The following is a 22704-nucleotide window of genomic DNA, read 5'->3' on the forward strand; positions in this document are numbered from 1 at the left end:
GAGGTGATAAAAATGGCATTCAAGCCATTGATCGGCGTTACTGCGTGCGTCAAACAGATTGGCCTGCACCCCTACCACATCAGCGGCGACAAGTACTTGCGTGCTGTCAGCGTTGCAGCGCTGGGGCTGCCTGTCGTTATTCCTTCCTTGGGCGACCTGACCGAAATCGATGACCTGCTACCGCAGCTCGACGGTCTGTTGCTGACCGGCTCGCCGTCGAACGTGGAACCCTTCCACTATCAAGGCCCCGACAGCGCCCCCGGTACGGAACACGATCCGCAACGGGACCGCACCACCCTGCCACTGATCCGCGCAGCCATCGCTGCCGGCGTTCCGGTGCTCGGCATCTGCCGCGGCTTCCAGGAAATGAACGTGGCGTTCGGTGGCAGCCTGCATCAGAAAGTCCATGAACTTCCCGGCTTCCTCGACCACCGCGAGGCCAACCACCCGGACCTGGCCGTGCAATACGCTCCCGCCCATGCGGTGAATGTGCAGCCCGGCGGTGTGTTCGAAGCCCTGGACCTGCCACCGGAGTTCCAGGTCAATTCGATTCACAGCCAGGGCATCGACCGCCTCGCGCCCGGCCTGCGCGCCGAAGCTGTCGCACCCGATGGCCTGATCGAAGCGATCTCGGTCGAGCACAGCAAGGCCTTCGCCCTCGGTGTGCAATGGCACCCGGAATGGCAGGTTCTGAACAACCCGCCTTACTTGAGTATTTTCCAGGCGTTCGGCGAAGCCTGCCGGCAACGGGCGGCGCTGCGTCACTCGCGCTGACGAACTGATACCCACATTCAACGATTAACTGCCCAACGCGAGCGGGCAGGCGCCTTTGCGTGCCCCGTTCGCGAAAACAACACACTGCAATAACAACAAGTACTACCAGGCAGCCAGGACGGCGGCGCCGAATAAACCCGAGCCAACGGGGTTCTCCTGTAGGAGCTGCCGAAGGCTGCGATCTTTTGATTTTGCTCTTCAAAATCAAGATCAACAGATCGCAGCCTTCGGCAGCTCCTACAGGGGGCCGCATCGATACGGGTTTGCAATCCACTATTAAGCCGGGCCGTGTTGGCCTGGCGACTGAAACCTGTTGGGAGTTTCACATGGCAAACGCCTCCAGCATTTACAGGAAGGCTATTGAAGGTCACCAGGCACCGAAAAAGGTCCTGGTGAAAGTCGATCGCGTCACCAAGAAATTCGACGAAACCACCGCAGTGGACGATGTGTCCCTGGAAATCCACCAGGGTGAAATCTTCGCCCTGCTCGGCGGTTCCGGCTCAGGCAAATCGACCCTGCTGCGCATGCTCGCCGGTTTCGAGCGCCCGACCGAAGGCCGGATTCTGCTCGACGGTGTCGACATCACCGACATGCCGCCGTACGAACGACCGATCAACATGATGTTCCAGTCCTACGCCTTGTTCCCGCACATGACGGTGGCGCAGAACATCGCCTTCGGCCTCAAGCAGGACCGTTTGCCAGCGGCCGAGATCGAAGCCCGGGTGCAGGAGATGCTGCGCCTGGTACACATGACCCAGTACGCCAAGCGCAAGCCGCACCAACTGTCCGGAGGCCAGCGTCAGCGCGTGGCCCTGGCCCGTTCCCTGGCCAAGCGTCCGAAGCTGCTGCTGCTCGACGAACCGATGGGCGCCCTGGATAAAAAGCTGCGCTCGCAAATGCAGCTGGAGCTGGTGGAAATCATCGAGCGCGTGGGCGTGACCTGCGTGATGGTGACCCACGACCAGGAAGAGGCCATGACCATGGCCCAGCGCATCGCGATCATGCACCTGGGCTGGATCGCCCAGATCGGCAGCCCGGTCGACATCTATGAAGCACCGGTCAGCCGCATGGTCTGCGAATTCATCGGCAACGTGAACGCTTTCGAAGGCACCGTGGTGGAAGACCTGGAAGGTCACGCGATCATCCACAGCCCGGACCTGGAACAGAAGATCTACGTCGGTCACGGCGTCAGCACCTCAGTGCAGGACAAGTCGATCACTTACGCGATCCGCCCGGAAAAAATGCTGGTCAGCACCGTCAAGCCGGACAACCGCTACAACTGGTCCAGCGGCAAGGTGCATGACATCGCCTACCTGGGCGGGCACTCGGTGTTCTACGTCGAGCTGCCTGGCGGCAAGATCGTCCAGTCGTTCATGGCCAACGCCGAACGCCGTGGTGCACGTCCGACCTGGGACGATCAGGTCTACGTGTGGTGGGAAGACGACAGCGGCGTGGTACTGCGCGCATGAAAACCTTCAATCAGCAATTCCTCAGGTGGGTCCCCAGCGGGCGCAAGTTCGTCATCGGGATTCCGTTCATCTGGCTGTTCCTGTTCTTCATGCTGCCGTTCTTCCTGGTGATGAAAATCAGCTTCTCGGAAGCGGCCCTGGCCATTCCGCCCTACTCGGAGATCTACACCTTCGCCGAGCAGAAATTCCAGCTGTTGCTCAACATCGGCAACTACACCTTGCTGGGCCAGGACGAACTGTACCTCTCGGCTTATCTCGGTTCGTTGAAGGTCGCGCTGTTCAGCACCCTGATGTGCCTGGTGATCGGTTTCCCGATGGCCTACGCCATCACCAAGGCCAGCAAGGAAGCGCAGAACGTGCTGATGCTGCTGATCATGATGCCGACCTGGACCGCGATCCTGATCCGCGTGTATGCGTGGATGGGCATCCTGAGCAACAACGGCCTGCTCAACGGGTTCCTGATGTGGACCGGGCTGACGTCGCAGCCGATCGAGATCCTCAACACCAACATGGCTGTTTACATCGGCGTGGTGTATGCGTACCTGCCGTTCATGGTGCTGCCGCTGTACGCCAACCTGGTCAAGCACGACCAGAGCCTGCTGGAAGCCGCGTCGGACCTGGGTTCGAGCACCTTCAACAGCTTCTGGAAAATCACCGTGCCGCTGGCCAAGAACGGCATCATCGCCGGCTGCATGCTGGTGTTCATTCCTGTGGTCGGTGAGTTCGTGATTCCGGAACTGCTGGGCGGTCCGGAAACCCTGATGATCGGCCGTGTGTTGTGGCAAGAGTTCTTCAACAACCGCGACTGGCCGGTGGCGTCTGCCCTGGCGGTGGTGATGCTGTTGATCCTGATTGTGCCGATTCTGCTGTTCAACCGCAGTCAGGCCAAAGAGATGGAGGCACGGGGATGAAACGCTTCGGATTTTCAAAGTTCATGCTGATTTTCGGCCTGTCGTTTATCTACCTGCCGATGCTGATCCTGGTGATCTACTCGTTCAACGCCTCGAAGCTGGTGACGGTGTGGGGTGGCTGGTCGTTCAAGTGGTACGCCGGTTTGCTCGACAACTCGCAACTGATGGGTTCGGTAGTGCGCTCGCTGGAGATCGCCTGCTACACCGCCATCGCAGCAGTGGCACTCGGGACGTTGGCCGCGTTCGTGCTGACCCGCGTTACCCGCTTCAAGGGTCGCACCCTGTTCGGCGGCCTGGTTACCGCGCCGCTGGTAATGCCTGAGGTGATCACCGGTCTGTCGCTGTTGCTGCTGTTCGTAGCCATGGCGCAGTTGATCGGCTGGCCGATGGAACGCGGCATCGTGACGATCTGGATCGCCCACACCACGTTTTGTGCCGCTTATGTTGCGGTAGTAGTCTCCGCCCGCCTTCGCGAGCTGGACCTGTCCATCGAGGAAGCGGCCATGGACCTGGGTGCGAAACCGTTCAAGGTGTTTTTCCTGATCACCATCCCGATGATCGCGCCGTCACTGGCGGCCGGCGGCATGATGTCGTTCGCCCTGTCGCTGGATGACCTGGTGCTGGCGAGCTTCGTCTCCGGCCCGGGTTCCACGACCCTGCCGATGGAAGTGTTCTCGGCGGTACGTCTGGGGGTCAAGCCCGAGATCAACGCCGTGGCCAGCCTGATCCTGTTGGCCGTGTCGATCGTGACTTTCATGGTCTGGTACTTCAGCCGCCGTGCCGAAGCCACCCGCAAACGCGCGATCCAGGAAGCCATGGACCAGACCGCCAGCGAATCCTGGCAACAACCGAAAAAGCAGATGGCGGCGGCCACCGCCTAAGCCGCTGCTGAATTAACTGTGGCGAGGGGGCTTTTGTGGCGAGGGGGCTTGCCCCCGTTGGGTCGCGAAGCGGCCCCAAAACCGGAAACCGCGGTGTTTCAGTTTCACCGCACTCGCTGGTTTTACGACTGCTGCGCAGCCGAACGGGGGCAAGCCCCCTCGCCACAAAAGCCCCCTCGCCACAGGTTTTGTGTTCACTGTTTTGTGATCTTGAATAAAAAAGAAATGGAGTTGTACCGATGAAAATGTTTGGCAGGACTCTGCTGACACTGTCCTTATTGGGCGAGATCGCCACTGGCGCCCAGGCCAATGACAAGGTTCTGCGCGTCTACAACTGGTCGGATTACATTGGCCCGGACACCGTCAAGAAGTTCGAAGACGAGACCGGCATCCAGGTGACCTACGATGTGTTCGACAGCAACGAAACCCTCGAAGCTCGCCTGCTGGCGGGCAAATCCGGCTACGACATCGTCGTGCCGTCCAACAGTTTCCTGGCCAAGCAGATCAAGGCCGGCGTCTACCAGACGCTGGACAAGTCGAAGCTGCCGAACTGGAACAACCTCAATCCGGTGCTGCTGAAAAACGCCTCCGCGAGCGATCCCGACAACGCTCACGCCATCCCGTACATGTGGGGCTCGATCGGCATCGGCTTCAACCCGGCCAAGGTCAAGGAAGTGCTCGGCGCCAACGCCCCGACCAACTCCTGGGACCTGCTGTTCAAACCGGAAAACGCCGAGAAGCTCAAGGCCTGCGGCATCAGCTTCCTCGACTCGCCGACCGAAATGATCCCGACCGCCCTGCACTACCTGGGCTACCCGGTGAACGATCAGGATAAACAGCACATCGCCCAAGCCCAGGCGCTGTTCATGAAGATTCGCCCGAACGTGGCGTACTTCCATTCGTCGAAATACATCTCGGACCTGGCCAACGGCAACATCTGCGTGGCCGTCGGTTACTCCGGCGACGTGCTGCAGGCCAAGGCCCGCGCCCAGGAAGCCGGGGACAAGGTGAAGATCGACTACAGCATCCCGAAAGAAGGCGCCGCCAGTTTCTACGACATGCTCGCGATGCCGCGCGATGCCGCCAACGTCGAGAACGCTTACCTGTTCATGAACTTCCTGATGCGCCCCGACGTGATCGCCGACATCACCAACAACATCGGCTACAGCAACGCCAACGCGGCGGCCACGCCACTGGTCGATGAAGCGATCCGCAACGAACCGGGTTCCTACCCGTCGGAAGCGGTGATGGCCACGCTCTATGCCGTACCGGACCAGCCGATCGCCACCCAGCGGATCATGACCCGAGGCTGGACCAAGGTGAAACTCGGCCAGTAATTCAGGACATCACCGACCTAATGTGGGAGCGGGCTTGCTCGCGAAGAGGCCATCACATTCAACATTGATGTTGGCTGGCACATCGCATTCGCGAGCAAGCCCGCTCCCACATTGGGCAGGTGGGTGTTCAACAATTTCCGTTCACGCAGCGCCTTACCACCGCTGCCTCTCCTGCAAGTAGAACGGCCTCACCTGGCTCCCTCGGTTCAGGTGAATTTGGCGCCCTCGGGCGCCTTTTTTTATGGATCAATCAACGGCCATTCGGCCAGCGCCCGATAACGGCCCTTGTGGGATTCGAACAGGGTGAGGCGCTCGGCATGCAGGAAGAATTGCGGCGCGGTCGGGGACTCCGGCACCGGTGCCCGATAATCGCGCGCCAGGGTCAGGTGCGGGCGATACTCCCTTGGGGCCTGCTCCAGCCCGAACGGCAACATCGCCTGTTCCAGGGCATAGACCAGACGCAGCAATGCCGGGGGTGCCTGCTGTGGTGCGAGCACCAACGCCCCTGCCCTGCGCCATACGTCCAGCCGGTCAAGCTCCACCGTCAAGCGCTCGCCCGGCGTGCGGATGGACGCCGCTGCGGTGCAGAGCTCGGCGATCTGCGCCACACCCACCGCGCCCAAAAACTTCAACGTCAGGTGAAAGTTCTCCGCCGGCACCGGTCGTCCGTTGCGCAGCTGCAGCGCACTGCGCCATTGGGCGATTTCCCGGCGCTGGGCCGGGGCGCAGTCCAGCGCAAAGAACAGACGCTTGATCGGCTCGCGGGTTTCGTCGTTCATGCCGCACTCCTTGTGGGAAGACTGTCTGAGTGTACTCAACACCCGCCTGCCGGCCAGCGGATTTCTGGCAACGTCCTCTAGGCGCGTTATAGTTCTGGCATCCCAAAACCGGAGGGGGGGACCATGCGACAGATCATCAGCAAAGAGCCATGGTGGGCCAGACCGCCCACGCCAGGCCAGGATGAACTCCAGCTGGAATGGGGCTGGCTGGTGCATTACAGCGAAGGTGAGCCGCGCTTCGAGTTCATCCGCGAGCGGCCGACGGATGACGAGATCCGCGAGCGCAAGAGTTGCAGGATCACCCCGACGCCGGAGTGATCCCGCGTCCGGCATCAAGCCGTGAGGAGTACTTCAAACCCGCCGTACACCATGCGCTGGCCATCGAAGGGCATCGGATTGACCTCCGGCTTCATGCGCGGGTCCTGCATCATCTTGTCCATCCCGGCATTGCGGGTGGCCTTGTCCGGCCAGATGATCCAGCCGAAGGCAACGGTTTCGCCCTCCTTGAGCTTCACCGACATCGGGAACGAGGTGACCTTGCCTTCCGGCACATCCTCGCCCCAGCATTCGACCACGCTCAAGGCACCGTTTTTCTTGAAGATCGAGGCGGCGATTTCCGCGTGCTTGAGGTATTGCCCACGGTTGGCGGTGGGTACGGCAGCGATAAAACCATCGACATAAGACATGAGTGTTTCTCCTTGGATCATGGGGTGTTCTGCCGGGTAGTCGTTTGCGCCGGCGTCCAATCGACAGTGCCGGCACTCAAACCGACCGGCGGTTGTGCACCGCCGCCCAGACTCCCTTCGATCTGCCCCGCCATGTAAAGCGTGCCGGCCATGACGCCGGTGGTCGGGTTCTGCACCAGCTTGATCCAGGCCTTGTCGAAGGTGTTGCCCAGGCTGCTGCGGATCAGCGCCTCGCTGTCGGGCCTGTCATTGGCCTGAATCATCGCGCGAATGGCCGCCACACCGACGGTGATCAAGCCGCCGGCGAGTCTCCCGGCCGCGGCGGCCACGGCACTGGCGGCCCCGCGCGGGGCCATCTCGGCTTCCATGCGCTGGCTGGCGCGCTTGGCCACCGGAGCCATCGCGGTGTCGGTCGAACCCACGCCCTTGTCACCGCCGGCCTTGTGGATTTTGTCGAGCAACGCAGCGTAAGCCGGCAATGTGGTCAACGATTCGGTGTGCACGATCTGGTACAACGAGGCGTCCCGCGCCGGCGGTGGCCCGAGGGCAATGGCCGGGATTTTCTGGATGCGCCCGTTGAGCTGGGCCATAGGCACGCCGTGGCGGGTGGAGATTTTCTGCAGCTCTTCCTTGAGGATGTCGACGTAGAACGCCGCTGCCAGGCCAAGAATCGCATCGGGATCGATTTCCGCCGCCACCGGGGCCAGGACCTTCTCCTGATAAGCTTCGAGCAGATACGCCGCCAGGCGCTTGGCCGAGGCATCCTGCTCACCCTTGGCGCTGATGTTGTACCAGCTGACCTTCATCGACAGCCATTCCTGGGTCCAGTAGCTGCTGAACCACGGAATGAAATTTTCTTCGGTCAGTTCATAGACCCGCGTACGCCAGTATTCCATGGCGCCACGGGCATAGATTCGGGTCTGTTCGGTGGCCGACTGCGACGCGGCGACGATCTCCCGGTCCACCTGTTGCCAGGTGCTGGCGGGAACGATGACCGGCGCCACTTCCACTGGCGCACGGGGCGGCGTGGCGCACCCTGCCAGCACCACCAGCACGGCAATGATCAGTGAACGCAGGTTCAAGATGGCGGCTTCCTGAAGTGTGCACCGGGCGGGATGTCCAGCACTCGAAAACCATGATTCAAGTATAGGTCGCGGCATGTGCATGGCCGACAACCGGCGGCACTTTTGGGGGCCTCTTCGCGGGCAAGCCCTCTCCCACAGGTTGCGTGTCGTGCCCGGATCATGTGGCAAGCACAAAACATTGTGGGAGCGGGCTTGCTCGCGAAGGGGCCAGAGCAGACAGCACAAAAACCACCATCACTTGCGTCGATATTCACCATCGCCGCGATTGCCTTCCGCTTGAACGCCGTCAGCGTAGGATCGATCCCAAGCCAACACGAAACCCCGAATCGGAGGGAAACCTCATGCTGATCCATCTGCTGACCTGCCTGGCCCTGACGGCGTTCACATTGAGTGTGTTTGCCTGGTACGTCCTGAGCGAGGAGCAAACTTCATGATGCACACCGTCTCCCTCGCCGTGCGTTTTCCGCTGTTCGGCAACAATTTCTACGCGCAGAAATTCGAGTCACGTAAAGAATTGACTCTGCTGTTCGACGAGAAGTTCGAAGCGCTGTTGATCCCTTCAGCCGATCATCACTTCAGTAACGAAGTGGTCGGGCTCAATGATCAGTTCCGCTTTTTGAATGACGTGCTGGCCGAGCATTTGCTGGATGTCGAGCTGGCAAAAAGCTCGGCCCGCGTCTTCGGATTCTGACGGCGACCACCGGTAAGCCCGCGTCGCTGCGCACGAACTAAGCTTGTCCATACGCTGCAAAAACGCACACTTTGCTGCATTCTCACAGCATCTAATATCCAGAAGCCTTCAAACATCACTGTTTGAAGGCTTTTTTGTTGGCACGCGATATGCCAGTGCCTGTATTCGCCCTTAAGCCAAATCGAGCCGATCGACCGATGGACATCCTGAATTTACTGGCCCATAAAGCGCACCCCTTGACCAGCACCCTGAGCATGGACGGGCACCTTGTCCACTTGTCAGCCAGCCTCAGCGATCAGTTGGGCTACGCAGCCGAAGAACTGCTCAATCAACCGATTGAACGCATTTTCAACGTCGATTCCGTTCGTACCTTGCAGGCGTTGTTCGCCAACCCACCGGCGGACGAGCAGGTACCCAGCCTGGAATTGACCCTGATTCGCCACAACGGCGGTCTGCTGCACGTGGTTGCTTGTGGCCTGCTGGAATGGCGCTCGGTACAGCCGGCGCGCTTGCATTTGCTGAAGGTTCCGCTAGGCGCCCTGGGTCATCGATTGCGGGAAATGCACAACGCCAACGAAGTGATGAGCCAGATGCTGCAAAGCGCCAAGGTCGCGTACTGGTGCATCGAGTTCGCCGAGGCGGTGGACATCAACTATTCACCGGACGAGATTGTCCGCCAGGTGTTCGAAAACGACTCCCACTGGCGCTTGTGCAACCGTGCCATGGCCGACGTCTACGAGATGCCATCGGACGTCGATTTCAACCAGCAACCGGTTCGCCTGTATTGGCCTCGCAGCCCCGCCAATGAAGAGTTCGTGAGGCGATTGATCGAGGCCGGCTTCCATGTCGACTGCGCACTGTCGGTGGATCGCCGCCACGACGGCTCGCCGGCCTACGTCGAGAACGATGTGCGGGCGACCATCGTCAATGGTCACCTGCTGCGCATGTGGGGCAGCATCCGCGACGTCAGTCAGGAACTGCGCATGCAGCATGATGCAGAGCAGCGCATCGATGCCTTGCGCCGCGTGTTCGACGCCGTGCCGGATGCGGTGCTGGTGATCGATGAACACTTGCAACCGCAATGGCGCAACGCAGCGTTCGAGGAAACCTTTGGCATCACCCATGGCGCCGGTATCGCACGCCTGTTGCTGGACAACGGGCTACCTGAGCGCACCTGGCATACGCTGCCGCTGCCGGACCTGAGCGGTCGTGAACGCAGCTTCAATGTGCATTGTTCGCGCATCCTGATTCGCGAAGGCGTGGCCTGGCGCGTCGCCGTGCTGCGCGAAAGCCGCCAGGGTGTGCGCCGCGTCGAAGAGCTGCATCCATGAAAGACAAGAACCTGCCCCCGACGATGCAGATGGGCATGCGCTCGTCGGTCAATGTCAGTAGCGAAGTGCTCAGCGCCTTATTGGAGACTCCGGCATTGCACGCCCTGCTCGACAGCTTCAGCGAGGCGCTGATCGTCACCGATAGCGAAGGCCGGGTGCGCTTTCTCAACCTGGCGGCCGAGCGCGTCAACCGGCTGTCCAGACAGCAAGCGACAGGCTTGGCCGAAAGCGAGTTTTTCCAGCGCTCGGCCTTGAACTACGACGATCTGCAAACAGCGCTCAATCGCGGCGGCAACAGTGCCCTGACCCGCTCCCGGGAAGGTCGGGTGCTGCTCAGCAGCACCCACGCCATACCCACCGGAGCCTATGAAAAGCCCTTCAGGATGCTCACCCAGAAAGACTTCGACGGCACTCAGCCACAACGACGTCCGACACTGGGCAGTCGTCCGCCGGAGCCCCAGGGGCTGCGAGACCCACAGGACAATGCCCTGCATTTGTCACCCCAGCTGTCGAACATCGCCGATACCGGCGTGCGTGCTTTCCGCCGACGCGCGCGGTTGCTGTTGCTGGGTGAACCCGGCGTCGGCAAGACCGCCATCGCCCGGCATATCCATCGCGCCGCGGGCTGGGGTGACAGGCCATTCATTCACGTCAACTGTGGCAGCATTCCCGAGAGCCTGTTCGAGTCGGAGATGTTCGGCTACGAGCGCGGCGCCTTTACCGGTGCGTTGCAGGGTGGCAAACAGGGCTACATCGAGGCGGCTTCGGGCGGCACCTTGTTTCTCGACGAGATCGGCGAGATTCCCTTGCACGTGCAGGCCAAGCTGTTGAAGTTTCTCGAAGACAGCACGATCCAGTCGGTCGGCTCGCCCCTGAGCAAAACCGTACAGGTGCAGGTCATTGCCGCCACCAACAAGGACTTGCGACACCTGGTGAGCACCGGCGAATTCCGCGCCGACCTTTACTATCGCCTGGCGGTGCTGCCGGTGGAAATTCCTCCGCTGCGCCAGCATCGCGATGATTTACCCTTCCTCATCGATATCCTGCTGAGCCGCATCAACGGTGATCGCGAGCCCTCGCTGAGCCTGTCCGCCGGTTGCCGCCGACGCCTGCTGAGCTACGACTTCCCGGGCAACATTCGCGAACTGGTGAACATCTTCGAACGGCTGGCGGTGCTCGCCGACGATGAAGCGCAGGAACATCATCTGCCGCCGGAACTGCTCGAGGCACCTCGCCCGCCACAGAGGTCGCAACCGTCGGTCATCGACGACAGCACGCCAGACAACCCCGAGCAGAATCTCAAACTTCAGGTTCAACAGTTCGAGCGCCAGGTCATCCTCCAGGCGGTCGGCTTGTGCGGCAGCAAGCGCAAGGCCGCTCAGCATCTGGGAATCGACATCGGCACGCTGATCCGTAAGTTGCAGCGCGATTGATACGCCCGGCATTCAGCCCTGTGGGAAAACCTGTGGGAGCGGGCCTGCTCGCGAAGAGGCAGTGTCAGTCGGCATCGCGTCGTCAGGTCTGGCGCTTTCGCGAGCAGGCTCGCTCCCACAAGGATTGTGGGTTGTTCGATTTCGCCTGACTGCTGCAAAAACGCCTACACACCTGGCTACTCTTGCCTATCTTCCAACCAACAAACCAAAATAAATCCTTTTAATTCAACAAGTTGAATAACTGGCACGACCTGTGCTCCTGCTATCGGCAACCCATCGTTATTGGGCTTTTGCATCAAGGCCGACGTTCATTCGCCGCGCCGGTAGCCAGGAGGAAAAATAATAATGTTGATCACCGGGATCAAAAGCCGGCCAGTCTATGACCGGCTGCAACCCTTGCCGGGAGGCAGGCGGCACATCATCGCCGGTCAAGGCAGTGGCGGTCGCGCCATGTTGCGCTTGCTGGACGAGATGACCGGGCTGGATGGCCCCATCACCTTGCTGTACTCCAAAGAGTCGTTTTCCGGCCAGGACTTTCTGACCGACCTGCAGCGCTACCCGGACCACGAGCTGCGTCCGTATGCCAGCAACCAGGCATTGATCGATGACCTGAACGACCTGCTGTCTGCTGCGCACATGGGCACCCGACTGTACCTCGCAGGCTCCGAAAGTTTCCTGGGCAGCGCCATGCAAGTGGCCACCCGCTTCGACCTCAATCGCGATGAAGTGCTGCGCGAGCACTCCGGCACGCTGGTGCGGCGAGTGTGGTGCGTGCACTGCGACACCTACACCGAAAACGTCACCCAACGCGTCTATGACTGCCCCGGTTGCAGCCTGACGCTGGTGGTGCGCGATCACTATTCCCGGCGATTGGCGGCGTTTCAGGCGGTCAAGGCCGACGCCGAAGTACCGGGAGAATTGCCGCCAGCCGAGGAGCTCGATACATGAGCCAGAACAACGGAACCCTGAACCTGCGCGTGACCCGCATCGAATCGGTAACCCCGGAAATCAAGCGCTTCACCCTGGTCTCGCCGAGCGGCGAACACCTGCCGGCATTCTCCGGTGGCAGCCATGTGGTGGTGTTGGTCGCCAATCCTGACAAGACCTTGCGCAACCCCTATTCGCTGCTCAGTTCGCCCTACGACACCAGCAGTTATCAGATTGCCGTGCGCCGCGTCGACAGCGGTCGCGGAGGTTCGGTGGCGCTGCACGACAACGTCAACGAAGGCGACCTGATCGAGGTCACGCCACCGGTCAACCTGTTCCCGCTGATCAAGCAAGCGCGCCTGCACCTGTTCATTGCCGGCGGTGTCGGTATCACGCCGGTGATTTCCCAACTGGAAGAACTGCGCCTGAGCAACGTGCCGTTCGAACTGCATTACGCCGTGCGCGGTGAAGAACATGCGCAACTGGGCAAGGAGCTGCAGGCGACCTATGGCGAGCAGGTCCACCTGTACCGCAAAGGCGTGGAATCGCGCATGGAGATCGGCCGGATTCTCGCTGACCGCCCGCTGGGCAGCCATGTCTACGTGTGTGGCCCGGACAGCATGATCGACGCCACCCTGGCCTGTGCCCGCGATCTGGGCTGGACCGAAAGCCACGTGCACTACGAGCGTTTCCTTGAGCAAAGCAGCGGCGGCGAGGCCTTCAGCTTCACCCTCGGCCGTAGCGGCACGACCATCGAAGTCTCGCCTGACCAGACCATGCTCGAAGCGGTGGAAGCCGCCGGTTTCAGCATGCCTTACCTGTGCCGCGGCGGCGCTTGTGGCCACTGCGAAACCACCGTCCTGGAACTGGACGGCGAGTTGCTCCACACCGACGACTGGCTGTCCGACGAAGACAAGGCCAGCGGCAAGAAAATCATGCCCTGCGTATCCCGCGCCCAATGCAATCGCCTGGTCATCGACCTCTGATCGACGGAAGACATAACAATGACAATCACCTTCAACCGCGACGAAACCTATCGCGACGACTACACCTTCGCCAACCGCCCGGAAACCATCGCCCGCGCGCCCTTCCCGTTTCCCGATGACGACTACATGTACTCGATGAACCTCGAGCCGCATGTCTCGGTGGGCGACGGCGCGTTCCGTGCCGCGTTCGACATCGACGAGCACTACATCAGCGAATGCCGTGATCGCGCCATCACCCTGGAGAAGGACCCGGGCATGCACTACGTCTCGGCGCCGCACATGATGGAGGCGCAGTGGGACCTGCTCGAACTGATCATGGAGTCCTACGCCCGCGACTATCCGCAGTACTTCAGCCTGGCCCGTGAAGGCCGGCAGTGGCACTGGACCAACCGGCTGCTGAACATCGACGACCACTTCACCTTCGGCGACACGGTGACCCTGCCCTATGAGCCGATGGAGTACGTGACCCGCCAGGCCCAGGGCGACTGGGTGTTACAGGAAGAACGCGACGGCACCCTCTACTGGGGCGCAGGCATCGCCACCCAGCGCGCCGATTATTCGCTGCGCTTCAACCTCGGCATGAGCTGGGAAGAATTCCACGGCCCGGTGCCGCTGGTGAAGGAAATCGGCATGCTCGACCGTGCCCTCAAGTTCCTTCTGCGCCTGCGCACCGGCCACCCGGTGCGTCGCCTGAACTGGTCGCTGACCGTCAACCCGCGCCTTGAAGTCTCGGCCGAAAGCCTGCCGGAATGGGCACCGGACCGTACCCTCGTGACCGCCGAAAACGCCGGCAAGCTGGTGTACCTGCGCATCGAGCTACAACCGCTGCACCGCTTGCCCCGCAGCAACGCGATCGTATTCCCGATCCGCACCTACCTGCTCAGCCTTGAAGACATCGCCACCAACCCGGCATGGGCCCGGCGCATGCACCGGGTGTTGCGCGACCTGAATCAGCAATTGGTCGACTACAAGGGCTTCAGCCGCTACCGCGATGCGGCGGTGGCGTGGCTTTCGCAGTATGACGACGGGCGTGACAGCGAGCCGCGCAAACAGGCTTGAGTGCACGCTTTTGTGGGAGCGAGCCCGCTCGCTCACACACTGGATCTGCGCAGTACCTACAACAAAAAGCCCGAAACGGGCACGGGCGATTCAACCCGCCCACCTTGCCATCCACTGCCATTGATAATGAGGAAATAACATGAGTGGCTCATCCAACACGCGTGCAAGCAGCGGCGCCGATCAAGACGCCGAACAACTGCGCGCCCTCGGCTACAGCTCGGATTTCAATCGCAGCATGAGCCTGTGGGAGAACTTCTCCCTGGGCTTTACCTACCTGTCGCCGGTGGTCGGCGTCTACACCCTGTTCGGCCTGTGCCTGGCTGCCGGCGGCCCGCCGATGTTCTGGTCGTACCTGTTGATCGGCGCCGGGCAAATGCTGGTGTGCCTGATCTTCGGGGAAGTGGTTTCGCAGTTCCCGATTTCCGGTGGTGTTTACCCTTGGGCCCGTCGCCTGGTGGGCAAGCGCTGGGCGTGGATGGTTGGCTGGGTATATGCCTGGGCGCTGTGCGCGACCATCGCCGGCGTCGCCGTGGGTGCCGGACCGTACCTGGCAATCATGATGGGCTTCCACCCCGGACCCGAGGCGAATATCTATATTGCCCTGGGCATCATCCTGCTTTCGACCGCGCTCAACCTGGTGGGCACCAAGCTGCTGGCCCGGGTGGCGATGTTCGGTTTCCTCTGCGAACTGGTCGGCGCAATTCTGGTGGGCGGCTACCTGTTGATTTTCGAGCGCCACCAGCCGTTCAGCGTGCTGTTCGACACCTTCAACCTGCAAGTCAACGGTTCGTACCTGCCAGCGTTCCTCGCGGCGTCCCTGGCGGGTCTGTTCCAGTACTACGGCTTCGAGGCCTGCGGCGATGTGGCCGAGGAAACCCCGAACCCGGGCAAGCGCATTCCCAAGGCCATGCGCATGACCATCTACATCGGTGGCGCGGCAGCGATGTTCGCCTGCCTGGCACTGATTCTCTCGGTGCCGGACATGGCCAAGGTGCTGGCCGGTGAAGACACCGATCCGGTCGCCACCATCCTCGCCAACGCGTTCGGCCCGGTGGGCTCGCGCCTGGTCATGGCCGTGGTGATGGTCTCGTTCATTTCCTGCGTGTTGAGCCTGCAAGCGGCGGCCAGCCGACTGTTGTTCGCCTATGCCCGGGACGAAATGATCGTTGGCAGTTCGCTGTTCAAACGCCTCTCGGCTAACCATGTGCCGTCGTTTGCCTTGGTGGTCAGCGGCCTGGTGCCCGCCGCCATCGTCTGCCTGGGAATATTCATGGCCGATGCCGTGGCGACCATCGTCGGCTTCGCAGCGATTGGTATCTATGTGGCGTTCCAGTTGATCGTGGTGGCGGCCCTGATCGCCCGCGCCAAGGGCTGGCGCCCGAACGGCCAGTTCACCCTCGGTGCCTGGGGCCTGTGGGTGAACCTCGCCGCGCTGGTCTATGGCGTGTGCGCCATCATCAATATGGTCTGGCCGCGTTCGCCGGACGCACCGTGGTACATCAACTATTCGATGATCCTGACCACCCTGGTGGTGATGGGTGCCGGCCTGGTCTACATGCTGCTGGGCAAGCCTTACGACAAAGGCACGGCGCCGGCGGGCGATGCGTGGAAGTTTTCCAGGCCGAACACCAAGGCGGCCAAGGTTTCCGGCGCGTCGCTGCAACAGCCGTGACACCTGACTGACATCTCAATCTCCAATATGGAAACCGAGTCCTGTGGGAGCGGGCTTGCTCGCGAAGAGGCCATCACATTCAACAATGATGGCGACTGATAAACCGCTTTCGCGAGCAAGCCCGCTCCCACATTTTGGCCGGTTTCCACAGAGAAAAAACAACAGTTCCGAAGAGGACAACGCCATGCAAACCAAACTCTTGATCAACGGCCAACTGCAAGTCGGCGAAGGCCCCGCCCAACCGGTGTTCAACCCCGCGCTGGGTCGTGTACTGACGGAAATCAACGAAGCCAGCGAAGCCCAGGTCGATGCCGCCGTGCGTGCCGCCGACGCCGCCTTCGACAGCTGGTCGCAGACCCCGCCGAAAGAGCGTTCGCTGCTGCTGCTCAAACTCGCCGATGCCATCGAGGCCCACGGCGAAGAACTGGCCAAACTGGAATCGGACAACTGCGGCAAGCCTTACAGCGCCGCGCTGAACGACGAGATCCCGGCGATTGCCGACGTGTTCCGTTTCTTCGCCGGCGCCAGCCGTTGCATGAGCGGTTCGGCCGGTGGCGAATACCTGCCCGGCCACACTTCGATGATCCGCCGCGACCCGGTGGGCGTGATCGCCTCCATCGCGCCGTGGAACTACCCGCTGATGATGGTCGCCTGGAAAATCGCCCCGGCCCTGGCCGCCGGTAATACCGTGGTGCTCAAACCGTCGGAACAAACCCCGCTGACCGCCCTGCGCCTGGCCGAACTGGCGTCGGACATCTTCCCGGCCGGCGTGCTCAACCTGGTGTTCGGCCGTGGTCCTAGCGTCGGCAGCCCACTGGTCACCCACCCGAAAGTGCGCATGGTGTCGCTGACCGGTTCGATCGCCACCGGCTCGAACATCATTTCCAGCACCGCCGACAGCGTCAAACGCATGCACATGGAACTGGGCGGCAAGGCCCCGGTGATCATCTTCGACGACGCCGACATCGACGCCGCTGTCGAAGGCATTCGCACCTTCGGTTTCTACAACGCCGGCCAGGACTGCACCGCCGCCTGCCGCATCTACGCGCAGGAAGGCATCTACGAGAAATTCGTCGAAAAACTCGGCGCCGCCGTCAGCAGCATCAAGTACGGCTTGCAGGACGATCCGTCGACCGAACTCGGCCCGCTGATCACCGCACAACACCGCGACCGCGTCGCCGGTTTCGTCGAACGCGCCATCGCCCAGCCGCACATTCGCCTGATCACCGGCGGTAAAGCGGTGGACGGCAATGGTTTCTTCTTCGAACCAACGGTGCTGGCCGACGCCCAGCAGGATGACGAAATCGTGCGGCGCGAAGTGTTCGGGCCGGTGGTGTCGGTGACCAGGTTCAGCGATGAAGCGCAGGTGCTGGGCTGGGCCAACGACTCGGACTACGGCCTGGCCTCTTCAGTGTGGACCGCCGACGTCGGCCGCGCCCATCGCCTGTCGGCCCGCTTGCAGTACGGCTGCACCTGGGTCAACACGCACTTCATGCTGGTCAGCGAAATGCCTCATGGCGGTCAGAAGTTGTCCGGGTATGGCAAGGACATGTCCATGTACGGGCTGGAGGACTACACCGTCGTGCGGCATGTGATGTTCAAGCATTAACAGCGAAAAGATCGCAGCCTTCGGCAGCTCCTACAAAGAGCGCCGTACACCCTGTAGGAGCTGCCGCAGGCTGCGATCTTTTCCGCAGACACAAGGATGACGTCAGCACAACCGCTCACAACGTTCGCTGGCTATTGCCAGTGCCCCTCGCAATATCGATTCCCCAATCCATCGCCGCCTCCATGTCCAGCATGTGCGGCCGTGGGTCGTGGTTTTCGTCGATGACCGAGCCGTCCGGCTTGTAGACACCGATAAACATGCCCAACGAACCGTCTTTCAATATCTCGGCGGTGACTTTGATTTTGCATCCGTTCGATAAAGTCTCCTTGTGCTCTATATGGCGCTCGGTCATGACTGCTTTGCTCCCTTGACTGGATTCGAACCCTACTGGCCATGCTAGCCCAGCCCTCTGGAGTTCGCCGATTGGCAGGACCGAAGGCCGGCCCTGACAGCGGCGCAATGCCTCCTATACTCAAGGCCACCTCCCCTCCAGGGGATCTGCACGTCCAACAATAAAAAGCAGAGGTGGAACATGGTCTGGCAGCAAGTCTACGATCCGTTCGGTAACCCGGTGCTTTCAACGCTCATGGCGGCTGTGCCGGTGGTGGTGATGCTGGCGTCCCTCGCGTTTTTCCATATCAAGGCGCACCTGGCGGCGCTGCTCGCCCTGGTCTCGGCCTTGCTGATCTCGATCTTCGCCTTCGGCATGCCGGCGAACATGGCCGGTTCCGCGGCGCTGTTCGGTGCAGCCAACGGTTTGCTGCCGATTGGCTGGATCGTGTTGAACATCATCTTCCTGCACCGCCTGACCACCGAGAACGGTTCGTTCAAGGTGCTGCAGGACTCCCTGGCGCGCATCACCGATGACCGGCGTCTGCAATTGCTCCTGATCGCCTTCTGCTTCGGTGCGTTTTTCGAAGGCGCGGCCGGTTTCGGTACGCCGGTGGCAGTGACCGGGGCGATTCTCATCGGGCTCGGCTTCTCTCCGCTTGCCGCCTCGGGGCTGGCGCTGATCGCCAACACCGCGCCGGTGGCATTCGGCGCCCTTGGCACGCCGATCATCACCCTGGCCAAGGTCACCGGGCTGGATGAGATGGAGCTGTCGATGATGGTCGGTCGGCAGTTGCCCTTCTTCTCGGTGCTGGTGCCGTTCTGGCTGATCTGGGCCTTTGCCGGCTGGCGCAAGATGCTGGAGATCTGGCCGGCGATCCTGGTGGCCGGGGTCAGTTTTGCCATTCCGCAGTTCCTCGTGTCGAACTATCACGGGCCCATGCTGGTGGATGTGATCGCCGCGCTGATTTCCATGGCCTGCCTGACCGGTTTCCTCAAGGTCTGGAAACCGGCCACCGTGAACACCTCCGCCGCCCTGTCCGGCCGGGTCGACAACTCGAAGATCGATGTCGAGCACGACGAAAAGCCCGTACCCACTGCAACCTTTGCCAGCGAGGCGAAACCGGCTGTGATGCGGGCGTGGATGCCGTGGATCATCCTGACGGTCTTCGTGTTCATCTGGGGCACCCAGGGCTTCAAGAACACCTTCGACACCCGCCCTGCCATCGACCCGCAAACCAGTGCCGTCAAGCTCGATCCGCAGGGCAAGCCGATGCGCGAAGCCAACCCGCTGTTTGCGCCGGTCGTGACCTTCAACACCCTGCATTTGCAGATCGAGAAAGTCCCGCCCGTGGTGGCCGCGCCGAAAACCGAGGAGGCGGTGTACAAGTTCACCTGGTTCACCTCCACCGGTAGCGGCATTCTGCTGGCGGCAATTGTCGGCGGTTTGCTGATGGGGTACTCGATCCCGCAACTGATTCACCAGTACCTGCGCACCCTGTGGGTGGTGCGTTACTCGCTGATCACCATTGTGGCGATGCTCGCCCTGGGCTTTCTCACGCGCTACTCGGGCCTGGATGCGACCATGGGCCTGGCCTTCGCCGCGACGGGCATTTTCTACCCGATGTTCGGCACCCTGCTCGGCTGGCTCGGCGTGGCGCTGACCGGCTCGGACACCGCGTCCAACGTGCTGTTCGGCGGCCTGCAACGGGTGACGTCCGAGCAACTGGGAATCAGCCCGGTGTTGATGGCCGCCGCCAACAGTTCCGGCGGGGTCATGGGCAAGATGGTCGACGCCCAGTCGATCGTGGTCGCCTCCACCGCCACCCGCTGGTACGGCCATGAAGGGGAAATCCTGCGCTACGTGTTCTTCCACTCGATTGTGCTGGCGATTCTGGTCGGCGGGCTGGTGACGTTGCAGGCCTACGTCGCGCCGTTCAGCCATATGGTGGTGGGCGGGCATTGAATCGAACTGTGGGAGCGGGCTTGCTCGCGAAAGCGGTGTGTCAGTCGAAGACATTGCGTCTGACACACCGCTTTCGCGAGCAAGCCCGCTCCCACATGGGCAAGTGTTTTTTTTTGAATGAATGGTCCGTCGTGCGGACAAACATCCCATGGACAGCCGGCCGTATCAGGCCAATGATAAAGGTCGCAGGTCTCCAGCGAGAATCGTGATCCCATGAACATTCTCTACGATGAACGCGTTGACGGCGCCTTGCCCGACGTCGACAGACACGCACTGTTGCAGGCCTTGCAGAGCCGCTTGCCGGACCTGGAAATCCTGCATCAGCAGGAGGAACTCAGGCCCTACGAATGCGATGGACTGTCGGCCTATCGCACCACGCCGATGCTGGTGGTGCTGCCCCGGCACATCGACGAAGTGCAAGGGGTGCTGCGCGTCTGTCATGAGCTGCACGTCCCGGTCGTCGCCCGTGGCGCCGGCACCGGTTTGTCCGGCGGTGCGCTGCCCCTTGAGAAAGGCGTGCTGCTGGTGATGGCGCGCTTCAACAACATCCTGGGCATCGACCCCGCCGCCCGTACCGCGCGGGTTCAGCCGGGTGTGCGCAATCTGGCGATTTCCCAGGCGGCGGCACCGTTCGGCCTGTATTACGCGCCGGATCCGTCCTCGCAAATTGCCTGCTCCATCGGCGGCAATGTCGCGGAAAATGCCGGTGGCGTGCATTGCCTGAAGTACGGCCTGACCGTGCACAACGTGCTCAAGGTCGACATCCTCACGGTCGATGGCGAGCATTTGAGCCTGGGCTCCAACGCCCTCGACGCCCCCGGTTTCGATCTGCTGGCACTGTTCACCGGCTCCGAAGGCCTGCTCGGGGTGATCACCGAGGTCACGGTCAAGCTGCTGCCCAAACCGCAGACCGCCAAGGTATTGCTGGCGGCGTTCGACTCCGTGGAAAAAGCCGGGCGCGCCGTCGGCGACATCATTGCCGCCGGCATCATCCCCGGGGGCCTGGAAATGATGGACAACCTGGCCATCCGCGCCGCCGAGGACTTCATCCACGCCGGTTATCCGGTGGAGGCCCAGGCCATTCTGCTGTGCGAGCTCGATGGTGTTGAAGCCGATGTCTCGGATGACTGCGACCGGGTGCGCCAGGTACTGCAGCAGGCCGGTGCGACCGAGGTGCGCCAGGCCAAAGACGAAGCCGAGCGCGTGCGTTTCTGGGCCGGGCGCAAGAACGCCTTCCCGGCAGTGGGCCGCCTCTCGCCGGATTACTACTGCATGGACGGCACCATCCCCCGTCGCGAACTGCCCGGCGTGCTGCACGCCATCGCCGAACTGTCGAACGAATACGGCCTGCGGGTGGCCAACGTATTCCACGCCGGCGACGGCAACATGCATCCGTTGATTCTGTTCGATGCCAATCAACCCGGTGAACTTGAGCGCGCGGAAAACCTGGGCGGCAAGATTCTGGAGCTGTGCGTGAAGGTCGGCGGCAGCATCACCGGTGAGCACGGTGTGGGCCGCGAGAAGATCAACCAGATGTGCGCGCAATTCAACAGCGATGAGCTGACCCTGTTCCATGCCATCAAAGCCGCCTTCGACCCAAGCGGCCTGCTCAACCCCGGCAAGAACATTCCGACCCTGCATCGCTGCGCCGAATTCGGCGCCATGCACATACATGACGGTCAATTGCCCTTCCCCGAGCTGGAGCGTTTCTGATGCACGGCCCTGCAGATTTCGATGACAGCCAACTGCTCCTGGAGCAGGTCAATCAGGCGCTGGAAAACGCCACGCCGTTGCGCATACAGGGTTCCAACAGCAAAGGTTTTCTTGGCCGCACCACGGCCGGGGAAATTCTCGATACCCGCGCGCACCAGGGCATCGTCAGTTACGACCCGACCGAACTGGTGATCACTGCCCGTTGCGGCACGCCGCTGTCGGAGCTGGCGCAGGCGCTGGACGCCGCGCAACAGATGCTGCCCTGCGAGCCGCCGTCCTTTGGCGACGGCGCCACGGTCGGCGGTACGATCGCCTGCGGACTGTCCGGCCCGCGGCGCCCGTGGTCCGGCTCGGTGCGCGATTTCGTCCTCGGCACGCGAGTCATCACCGGGCAAGGCAAGCTGTTGCGCTTCGGTGGCGAGGTGATGAAAAACGTCGCCGGCTACGACCTGTCACGCCTGATGACCGGCAGTTACGGCTGCCTCGGGCTGATCACCGAAGTCTCGCTCAAAGTGCTGCCAAAACCCCGGAAAGTCCTGAGTATCAGCCTGGAAATGGACCCTGAACGCGCCTTGCTGCGTCTGGCGCAATGGGGTCAGCAACCGTTGCCGATCAGCGCGGCCTGTCACGACGGTACACGCCTGCACCTGCGGCTCGAGGGCGGTGAAGGTTCGGTGGCGGCGGCCCACGAGCGCCTCGGTGGCGAACGGCTGGACGCTTCGTACTGGGAAGATCTCAACGAACAGCGCTTGAGTTTCTTCGATGAAGATCAACCGCTTTGGCGCATGTCACTGCCGCACAACACACCGCGCCTGTCGCTGCCGGGGCGCCAGTTGATCGACTGGGGCGGCGCCCAGCGCTGGTTGAAATCCGATGCCGAAGCGGCGTTCATCCGCCAGGTCGTCGACGAGGTCGGCGGGCATGTCACCTGCTTCAGCCACGGCCTCACCGACACCCCGTTTCAGCCGCTGCCCCCGGCCCTGATGCGCTATCACCGCAACCTGAAACAACAGCTCGATCCACGGGGCATCTTCAACCCCGGACGCCTGTACGCGGAGCTTTGAA

General features: G+C 61.8%; 21 protein-coding genes. 17 read left to right on the forward strand and 4 right to left on the reverse strand.

Annotated elements, in window-relative coordinates; genetic code table 11:
- Nucleotides 1-12 precede the first annotated feature (12 nt).
- From KSS91_RS17140 to KSS91_RS17160, 5 genes are all read left to right on the forward strand, one after another.
- Nucleotides 13-774, forward strand: a complete 762-nt coding sequence (locus KSS91_RS17140; RefSeq protein WP_217835519.1) for a gamma-glutamyl-gamma-aminobutyrate hydrolase family protein — start codon at nucleotides 13-15, stop codon at nucleotides 772-774.
- Between the two features lie 326 nt (nucleotides 775-1100).
- Entirely contained in the window at nucleotides 1101-2243 is a 1143-nt protein-coding gene (gene potA, locus KSS91_RS17145; protein ID WP_095967786.1) for a polyamine ABC transporter ATP-binding protein, read from the forward strand.
- Complete coding sequence (locus KSS91_RS17150) at nucleotides 2240-3154, forward strand: ABC transporter permease subunit (RefSeq protein WP_095967787.1); 915 nt, start codon at nucleotides 2240-2242, stop codon at nucleotides 3152-3154. The genes potA and KSS91_RS17150 overlap by 4 nt, the downstream gene beginning before the upstream one ends.
- Nucleotides 3151-4035 (forward strand): ABC transporter permease subunit, encoded by an 885-nt coding sequence (locus tag KSS91_RS17155; protein ID WP_015095584.1) that lies wholly within the window; start codon nucleotides 3151-3153, stop codon nucleotides 4033-4035. Before KSS91_RS17150 ends, KSS91_RS17155 begins: the two co-directional genes overlap by 4 nt.
- A 239-nt stretch (nucleotides 4036-4274) precedes the next feature.
- Nucleotides 4275-5372 (forward strand): polyamine ABC transporter substrate-binding protein, encoded by a 1098-nt coding sequence (locus KSS91_RS17160; RefSeq protein WP_217835520.1) that lies wholly within the window; start codon nucleotides 4275-4277, stop codon nucleotides 5370-5372.
- Between the two features lie 239 nt (nucleotides 5373-5611).
- Here KSS91_RS17160 and thpR read toward each other — a convergent pair whose 3' ends face one another.
- A complete protein-coding gene (gene thpR, locus KSS91_RS17165) occupies nucleotides 5612-6151 on the reverse strand; it encodes an RNA 2',3'-cyclic phosphodiesterase (protein WP_217835521.1) in 540 nt (179 codons plus the stop codon).
- A gap of 123 nt (nucleotides 6152-6274) precedes the next feature.
- Between thpR and KSS91_RS17170 the strand changes: the two genes are divergently transcribed.
- Entirely contained in the window at nucleotides 6275-6469 is a 195-nt protein-coding gene (locus KSS91_RS17170) for a hypothetical protein (protein WP_217835522.1), read from the forward strand.
- A 14-nt stretch (nucleotides 6470-6483) separates the two neighbouring features.
- Here KSS91_RS17170 and KSS91_RS17175 read toward each other — a convergent pair whose 3' ends face one another.
- Both KSS91_RS17175 and KSS91_RS17180 read right to left on the reverse strand, forming a co-directional pair.
- A complete protein-coding gene (locus KSS91_RS17175; protein ID WP_217835523.1) occupies nucleotides 6484-6837 on the reverse strand; it encodes a DUF1428 domain-containing protein in 354 nt (117 codons plus the stop codon).
- Between the two features lie 17 nt (nucleotides 6838-6854).
- Nucleotides 6855-7919: a hypothetical protein gene (locus KSS91_RS17180; RefSeq protein WP_217835524.1), complete on the reverse strand. Its 1065-nt coding sequence runs from the start codon at nucleotides 7917-7919 to the stop codon at nucleotides 6855-6857.
- Between the two features lie 433 nt (nucleotides 7920-8352).
- On the opposite strand from KSS91_RS17180, the gene KSS91_RS17185 reads away from it, so the two are divergent.
- The 8 genes from KSS91_RS17185 (at nucleotide 8353) to KSS91_RS17220 (ending at nucleotide 17630) form a co-directional block, all read left to right on the forward strand.
- On the forward strand, nucleotides 8353-8613 hold the full coding sequence (locus KSS91_RS17185; protein ID WP_217835525.1) for a hypothetical protein: 261 nt from the start codon (nucleotides 8353-8355) through the stop codon (nucleotides 8611-8613).
- Nucleotides 8614-8810: 197 nt separating this feature from the next.
- Nucleotides 8811-9944 carry a PAS domain-containing protein gene (locus KSS91_RS17190; RefSeq protein WP_217835526.1) on the forward strand — a complete coding sequence of 378 codons (1134 nt, stop codon included), beginning with the start codon at nucleotides 8811-8813 and terminating at the stop codon, nucleotides 9942-9944.
- Entirely contained in the window at nucleotides 9941-11377 is a 1437-nt protein-coding gene (locus KSS91_RS17195; RefSeq protein WP_217835527.1) for a sigma-54 interaction domain-containing protein, read from the forward strand. Before KSS91_RS17190 ends, KSS91_RS17195 begins: the two co-directional genes overlap by 4 nt.
- Nucleotides 11378-11722: 345 nt before the next feature.
- Nucleotides 11723-12325, forward strand: coding sequence for a dimethylamine monooxygenase subunit DmmA family protein (locus tag KSS91_RS17200; RefSeq protein ID WP_217835528.1), 603 nt, complete (start codon nucleotides 11723-11725; stop codon nucleotides 12323-12325).
- A complete protein-coding gene (locus KSS91_RS17205; protein WP_217835529.1) occupies nucleotides 12322-13290 on the forward strand; it encodes a PDR/VanB family oxidoreductase in 969 nt (322 codons plus the stop codon). Before KSS91_RS17200 ends, KSS91_RS17205 begins: the two co-directional genes overlap by 4 nt.
- An 18-nt stretch (nucleotides 13291-13308) precedes the next feature.
- On the forward strand, nucleotides 13309-14349 hold the full coding sequence (locus KSS91_RS17210; RefSeq protein ID WP_217835530.1) for a heme-dependent oxidative N-demethylase family protein: 1041 nt from the start codon (nucleotides 13309-13311) through the stop codon (nucleotides 14347-14349).
- A 139-nt stretch (nucleotides 14350-14488) separates the two neighbouring features.
- Entirely contained in the window at nucleotides 14489-16021 is a 1533-nt protein-coding gene (locus KSS91_RS17215) for an APC family permease (protein WP_217835531.1), read from the forward strand.
- A 184-nt stretch (nucleotides 16022-16205) separates the two neighbouring features.
- Complete coding sequence (locus KSS91_RS17220; protein ID WP_217835532.1) at nucleotides 16206-17630, forward strand: gamma-aminobutyraldehyde dehydrogenase; 1425 nt, start codon at nucleotides 16206-16208, stop codon at nucleotides 17628-17630.
- A 115-nt stretch (nucleotides 17631-17745) separates the two neighbouring features.
- Here the strand turns inward: KSS91_RS17220 and KSS91_RS17225 are convergent, their stop codons facing one another.
- Nucleotides 17746-17982 (reverse strand): hypothetical protein, encoded by a 237-nt coding sequence (locus KSS91_RS17225; RefSeq protein WP_007975246.1) that lies wholly within the window; start codon nucleotides 17980-17982, stop codon nucleotides 17746-17748.
- 180 nt (nucleotides 17983-18162) lie between these two features.
- Here KSS91_RS17225 and KSS91_RS17230 point away from each other — a divergent pair, with 180 nt between their 5' ends.
- The 3 genes from KSS91_RS17230 to glcE all read left to right on the forward strand — a co-directional run bounded on the left by KSS91_RS17230 (nucleotide 18163) and on the right by glcE (nucleotide 22703).
- A complete protein-coding gene (locus tag KSS91_RS17230) occupies nucleotides 18163-19926 on the forward strand; it encodes an L-lactate permease (protein WP_217835533.1) in 1764 nt (587 codons plus the stop codon).
- A 213-nt stretch (nucleotides 19927-20139) separates the two neighbouring features.
- On the forward strand, nucleotides 20140-21639 hold the full coding sequence (gene glcD, locus KSS91_RS17235; protein ID WP_217835534.1) for a glycolate oxidase subunit GlcD: 1500 nt from the start codon (nucleotides 20140-20142) through the stop codon (nucleotides 21637-21639).
- On the forward strand, nucleotides 21639-22703 hold the full coding sequence (gene glcE, locus KSS91_RS17240; protein WP_217835535.1) for a glycolate oxidase subunit GlcE: 1065 nt from the start codon (nucleotides 21639-21641) through the stop codon (nucleotides 22701-22703). The genes glcD and glcE overlap by 1 nt, the downstream gene beginning before the upstream one ends.
- Nucleotide 22704: the final 1 nt, after the last annotated feature.

The organism is Pseudomonas azerbaijanorientalis, from assembly GCF_019139795.1.
Classification (GTDB): Bacteria; Pseudomonadota; Gammaproteobacteria; order Pseudomonadales; family Pseudomonadaceae; genus Aquipseudomonas; species Aquipseudomonas laurylsulfatiphila.

What these genes read in the sequence shown, in the direction of transcription:
- KSS91_RS17175 (WP_217835523.1), bottom strand. Translation starts at nt 6,837, where the DNA reads ATGTCTTATGTCGATGGTTTTATCGCTGCCGTACCCACCGCCAACCGT.
- KSS91_RS17160 (WP_217835520.1), top strand. Translation starts at nt 4,275, where the DNA reads ATGAAAATGTTTGGCAGGACTCTGCTGACACTGTCCTTATTGGGCGAG.
- potA (WP_095967786.1), top strand. Translation starts at nt 1,101, where the DNA reads ATGGCAAACGCCTCCAGCATTTACAGGAAGGCTATTGAAGGTCACCAG.
- KSS91_RS17155 (WP_015095584.1), top strand. Translation starts at nt 3,151, where the DNA reads ATGAAACGCTTCGGATTTTCAAAGTTCATGCTGATTTTCGGCCTGTCG.
- KSS91_RS17205 (WP_217835529.1), top strand. Translation starts at nt 12,322, where the DNA reads ATGAGCCAGAACAACGGAACCCTGAACCTGCGCGTGACCCGCATCGAA.
- glcD (WP_217835534.1), top strand. Translation starts at nt 20,140, where the DNA reads ATGAACATTCTCTACGATGAACGCGTTGACGGCGCCTTGCCCGACGTC.
- KSS91_RS17185 (WP_217835525.1), top strand. Translation starts at nt 8,353, where the DNA reads ATGATGCACACCGTCTCCCTCGCCGTGCGTTTTCCGCTGTTCGGCAAC.
- KSS91_RS17210 (WP_217835530.1), top strand. Translation starts at nt 13,309, where the DNA reads ATGACAATCACCTTCAACCGCGACGAAACCTATCGCGACGACTACACC.
- thpR (WP_217835521.1), bottom strand. Translation starts at nt 6,151, where the DNA reads ATGAACGACGAAACCCGCGAGCCGATCAAGCGTCTGTTCTTTGCGCTG.
- KSS91_RS17230 (WP_217835533.1), top strand. Translation starts at nt 18,163, where the DNA reads ATGGTCTGGCAGCAAGTCTACGATCCGTTCGGTAACCCGGTGCTTTCA.
- KSS91_RS17225 (WP_007975246.1), bottom strand. Translation starts at nt 17,982, where the DNA reads ATGACCGAGCGCCATATAGAGCACAAGGAGACTTTATCGAACGGATGC.
- KSS91_RS17200 (WP_217835528.1), top strand. Translation starts at nt 11,723, where the DNA reads ATGTTGATCACCGGGATCAAAAGCCGGCCAGTCTATGACCGGCTGCAA.
- glcE (WP_217835535.1), top strand. Translation starts at nt 21,639, where the DNA reads ATGCACGGCCCTGCAGATTTCGATGACAGCCAACTGCTCCTGGAGCAG.
- KSS91_RS17220 (WP_217835532.1), top strand. Translation starts at nt 16,206, where the DNA reads ATGCAAACCAAACTCTTGATCAACGGCCAACTGCAAGTCGGCGAAGGC.
- KSS91_RS17190 (WP_217835526.1), top strand. Translation starts at nt 8,811, where the DNA reads ATGGACATCCTGAATTTACTGGCCCATAAAGCGCACCCCTTGACCAGC.
- KSS91_RS17195 (WP_217835527.1), top strand. Translation starts at nt 9,941, where the DNA reads ATGAAAGACAAGAACCTGCCCCCGACGATGCAGATGGGCATGCGCTCG.
- KSS91_RS17170 (WP_217835522.1), top strand. Translation starts at nt 6,275, where the DNA reads ATGCGACAGATCATCAGCAAAGAGCCATGGTGGGCCAGACCGCCCACG.
- KSS91_RS17140 (WP_217835519.1), top strand. Translation starts at nt 13, where the DNA reads ATGGCATTCAAGCCATTGATCGGCGTTACTGCGTGCGTCAAACAGATT.
- KSS91_RS17215 (WP_217835531.1), top strand. Translation starts at nt 14,489, where the DNA reads ATGAGTGGCTCATCCAACACGCGTGCAAGCAGCGGCGCCGATCAAGAC.
- KSS91_RS17150 (WP_095967787.1), top strand. Translation starts at nt 2,240, where the DNA reads ATGAAAACCTTCAATCAGCAATTCCTCAGGTGGGTCCCCAGCGGGCGC.